The following is a 3,332-nucleotide window of genomic DNA, read 5'->3' as shown; positions in this document are numbered from 1 at the left end:
GTCGAATTGCACACCCAGGACGAGGACGCGATCGAACAGTTCATCACCCCCGGTCTGCATCGCCAGCGGCACCGCGGGCCGGTGACGGACCTGTTCGGCGCGGATTGGATATCCCTTGTGTACGAGGCGTTACATGACGCCGCCCAGGACGATTCCGTCGACTTCTCCACGTTGGACCGCGTTTTCGCGTCCTACCGGCAAGGCGAGCGCGACTTCCGCAAGGCGTTCGAGGACTTTCACGGCCTATCGCACAGCATGCTTTTCCGCATCTTCCGGCCAGTCATCGCGCGGCCGGTGATGGAGGTCATGGCGATGGCGCATCGGCACAAGGGGACTTGGGCCTAGCGTTCTGCGCCGCGGGGCCGCTCGCGCACCCTTGTGCGCATTCGATGTGCCCGTGCGCTTCGCAGAATCCTCTGATGGCGCGCGAAGCGCCCGATATGATCGACCGGACCGCGCGCCGCTGGGTGCCGGCGATTTCTTCTGCACACGAAAGAAAGGCGTCGATTCTTGTCAGCCTCCGTGCTCATCAGTGGTGGGGCAGGATTCATCGGGTCGGCGCTCTCACACCGTCTCGTCGAGGCCGGATACGACGTCGCGGTGATGGACGTCTTGCATCCGCAGGTGCACGGCGGTGGCCGCCCGATCGAGTTGCCGCCCACCGTGCGGTTGTTCACCGGTGACGTCACCCACGCGCCCGATTGGGACGCCGTGTTGCGATTGTTCCGCCCCGCTCAGATCGTCCACCTGGCGGCCGAGACCGGTACCGCGCAATCGCTCTCCGAGGCGACACGGCACGGCTCGGTGAATGTCGTTGGCACCACTCAACTTCTCGACGCCTTGAGCCGCTCAGGCATCGTGCCCGAGCAACTGGTCCTGGCGTCATCCCGGGCGGTCTACGGCGAGGGCGCATGGCAGTCCGGCGCGCATATCTTCTATCCGAAGCCACGCAGCCACGCACAGCTGGTGGCGGGGGTCTGGGATCCGCAAGGACCGGCCGGTGAACCGGCGGTGCCGCTGCCGAGCCGCGCCGACCGAACCGAGCCCCGGCCCACCAACGTCTATGCGGCGACCAAGCTCGCCCAGGAGCATCTGCTGGCCGCCTGGACGGCTGCGCATGACACCAACCTCAGCGTGCTGCGCCTGCAAAACGTCTATGGTCCCGGTCAGTCGCTGACCAACTCGTACACGGGGATCGTCGCGCTGTTCGCGCGGTTGGCGCGTCAGGGGCAAGCGCTGGAGGTCTACGAAGACGGCCGGATCGTGCGTGACTTCGTCTACATCGACGCCGTCGTCGACGCGTTGTTCGCGGCGGTGCGGCGGCCGGCGACACGGCAGCGCTGCGTCGACATCGGATCAGGCGACGCCACCACCATCCACGAGCTGGCCAACAAGATCGCCGCCATGTGCGACGCCCCGGAACCGGTCGTCGTCGGAAAATTCCGCGACGGCGACGTGCGCGCGGCGAGCTGCGACATCGAGCCGGCGCGGGTCGAGCTCGGCTGGCAGCCGAAGTCCACGCTCGATGAGGGCCTGTCCGCCCTGCTCGCATGGATCGGGGGGCAATCCGACGCCCCCGCCGCGTCGAACGAATCCGGCCGTCCGGTCATGGACCAGGCAGGGCGCCGCTGAGGGCCGTGGCCCCAGTTAACCACCCCAGCAAACCCGGCAACCGAGGCAGCGCAAATTTGCCCCTATGATGGTTGCTACTACTCGGTAGGGCAGCGACGGCACGGCCGGTAGGAGCGGGGTAGGTCACGGAGGCCGGTGAGGCGAGCTAGTTGGAAATGCGCAACGCATTGACGGCCTCGACGTTGCCGAGGTCATCACCGCCAGTACTTCATCTGAACTAAAGGGGCAGCTTTGACCGTGGCCGATCGTGACATGCGATCTCCTTTCCTCGACACCCGATCCGCATACCTTGACCTGCTGCGACGTAACCTGACCCGGTACGGCAGCGACGAATTGGTGCCGGTCGGCTGGCATCGCCTAGGTCGCGCACTTTTCAGTACCCGGAACTTCATGCTCGTGCGCAAGCGCCCGTTCAATGAGAAGGCCCGGAAGTTAGGCCTGGACTGGCCGGCGGATGCCCTGACGATGATCGGGATGCAGCGCCTGACCAGTTTGCAGCGCTGCGTTGAAACGGTCCTGAAAGAGGACGTTCCCGGCGATCTCGTCGAGTGCGGTGTGTGGCGGGGTGGGGCGTCGATCTTGATGCGCGCCGTGCTGTCGGCCTACGGCGATCGGAAGCGCCGCGTGTGGCTGTGCGATTCGTTCGAAGGGGTGCCGCCGCCGGATACGGAGCACTACGAGGCGGACAAGGGCATCAATTTGCATCGCGCCGCTGGGGTGCTGGCGATTCCGCAGGCGCAGGTGAAGGCGAATTTCGAGCGCTATGGGTTGCTCGATGAACAGGTGCGTTTCCTGCCGGGTTGGTTCAAGGACACTTTGCAGGACGCCCCGATCGAGCGCATATCGGTGTTGCGGCTCGATGGCGATTTATACGAATCGACGATTCAGGCGCTCGATGCGCTCTATCCGCGGCTGTCGCCCGGCGGCTTTTGCATCATCGACGACTACCACGCCATCGATGCGTGCCGTCAGGCGGTGACGGACTACCGTACGCACCATGGCGTGACCGCAGAGATCGAGGAGATCGACGGCACCGGCGTGCTGTGGCGCAAGCCTTGAGGCCCACCCGCGCGTAGTTCGTCCCGGTGTGGTCACGCAAACCGGTGCCGTGGAGATTCGCCGATATTTACAGTGATGTCGGTGCTTCACGACGATTGATGGCGCAACCGAAGGGCGTGGATTCGCGATGAAATGTGTGCTGGCCAGCTATGGAACGCGCGGTGACATCGAGCCTTCCCTGGTTGTCGCGCGCGAACTCCAACGCCGGGGGCATGACATGGTCATGGCCGTCCCGCCCGACTCGGTCAGCTTCACCGAGGCCGCCGGGTTGACGGCCGTGCCGTACGGACTGGAATCGCAGGCCTGGCTCGACGTGTACCGCGACTTCTGGACAGCGTTTTTCCGCGGCTTCTGGAAGATCCGGGAGATGCGCGGCATGTGGCGCGAGATGTGGGATCTCAGCGACCAGTGCTGGGCGCAGATGAACACGACGCTGATGTCGCTGGCCGACGGCGCCGACCTGGTGTTCGCCGGGCAGAGTTACCAGGAGCCGGCCGCCAACGTCGCGGAGTATTACGACCTTCCGCTGGCCACGCTGCATCACGTGCCCATGCGGCCCAACGGCCAGGTCGTCGCCATCCTGCCGCCGCCGTTGGCCCGCTCGGCCATGACGGCGTTCGACTGGTTCTGTTGGCGGCTGA

3 protein-coding genes and 1 pseudogene are annotated in these 3,332 nt (G+C 65.4%); all 4 read left to right on the top strand.

Annotated features, from left to right (window positions below):
- A pseudogene (locus tag A9W96_RS19785) lies at positions 1–345 on the top strand (sulfotransferase family protein); the annotation flags it as partial.
- A gap of 177 nt (positions 346–522) precedes the next feature.
- Positions 523–1,632 carry an NAD(P)-dependent oxidoreductase gene (locus A9W96_RS19780; RefSeq protein WP_067142322.1) on the top strand — a complete coding sequence of 370 codons (1,110 nt, stop codon included), beginning with the start codon at positions 523–525 and terminating at the stop codon, positions 1,630–1,632.
- Positions 1,633–1,884: 252 nt separating this feature from the next.
- Positions 1,885–2,691, top strand: a complete 807-nt coding sequence (locus A9W96_RS19775) for a TylF/MycF/NovP-related O-methyltransferase (RefSeq protein WP_067142325.1) — start codon at positions 1,885–1,887, stop codon at positions 2,689–2,691.
- A 127-nt stretch (positions 2,692–2,818) separates the two neighbouring features.
- Positions 2,819–3,332, top strand: a 514-nt coding sequence (locus A9W96_RS19770; protein ID WP_197499580.1) for a glycosyltransferase, incomplete at its 3' end; no start/stop codon positions are given.

Source organism: Mycobacterium sp. 1245852.3, assembly GCF_001669335.1.
Taxonomy (GTDB): Bacteria; Actinomycetota; Actinomycetes; order Mycobacteriales; family Mycobacteriaceae; genus Mycobacterium; species Mycobacterium europaeum_A.
The sequence above is the reverse complement of the archived record's forward strand: the minus strand, read 5'-3'. Positions and strand labels throughout refer to the sequence as shown.

What these genes read in the sequence shown, in the direction of transcription:
- A9W96_RS19775 (WP_067142325.1), top strand. Translation starts at nt 1,885, where the DNA reads ATGCGATCTCCTTTCCTCGACACCCGATCCGCATACCTTGACCTGCTG.